Raw genomic sequence first — 787 nt, forward strand, 5'->3', positions numbered from 1 at the left:
CGTCGATCGTCTTCGGCATCCTCGGCCTCGCGGCCTTCATCCAGTTCGCGCACCTGCCGCAGTCCGCGCCCATCGTCGGCGGCCTCGTGCTGACGCTGATGACCCTGCCGACGATCATCATCTCGACCCGTGCCTCGCTCAAGGCGGTGCCGCCGTCGATCCGTGACGCGGCACTGGGCGTGGGCGCCTCGAAGATGCAGGCGGTGTTCCACCACGTGCTGCCGCTCGCCATGCCGGGGATCCTGACCGGGACCATCATCGGCCTCGCGCAGGCGCTCGGCGAGACCGCGCCGCTGCTGCTGATCGGCATGGTCGGCTACATCGCCACGAACTATCCCGACGGCCTCGTCTCGGGCTTCATGTCGCCGAACTCGGCGATGCCGGCCCAGATCTACGAATGGGCCAAGCGGGCCGACCCCGCCTATTACGAGCGCGCCTGGGGCGGGATCATCATCCTGCTGGTGTTCCTGCTCATCATGAACGTGATCGCCATCGTCCTGCGCCGCAAGTTCGAGCGGAGATGGTGACGATGGACGCGACAAACGCTAAAGGGAATGTACCCATGTACGACGCACCGATGAGGAAGGCCGCCGTGGACGTCAACGAAAACAAGATCTCGGCGAAGGACGTTCAGGTCTATTACGGCGAGACCCACGCCATCAAGGACGTCTCGGTCGACATCCTCGACAAGACCGTGACCGCGTTCATCGGCCCGTCGGGCTGCGGCAAGTCGACCTTCCTGCGCTGCCTCAACCGGATGAACGACACCATCGACATCTGCCGCGTC

At 64.9% G+C, this 787-nt stretch carries 2 protein-coding genes; both read left to right on the top strand.

Going from position 1 to position 787, the window contains the following annotated elements:
* A partial coding sequence (locus tag HC022_RS27955) for a PstA family ABC transporter permease (RefSeq protein ID WP_167454536.1) occupies positions 1 to 527 on the top strand: 527 nt, incomplete at its 5' end.
* Between the two features lie 35 nt (positions 528 to 562).
* A partial coding sequence (locus tag HC022_RS27960; RefSeq protein WP_167454537.1) for an ATP-binding cassette domain-containing protein occupies positions 563 to 787 on the top strand: 225 nt, incomplete at its 3' end.

Source organism: Salipiger sp. HF18 (genome assembly GCF_011806505.1).
GTDB classification, from domain to species: Bacteria; Pseudomonadota; Alphaproteobacteria; order Rhodobacterales; family Rhodobacteraceae; genus Salipiger; species Salipiger thiooxidans.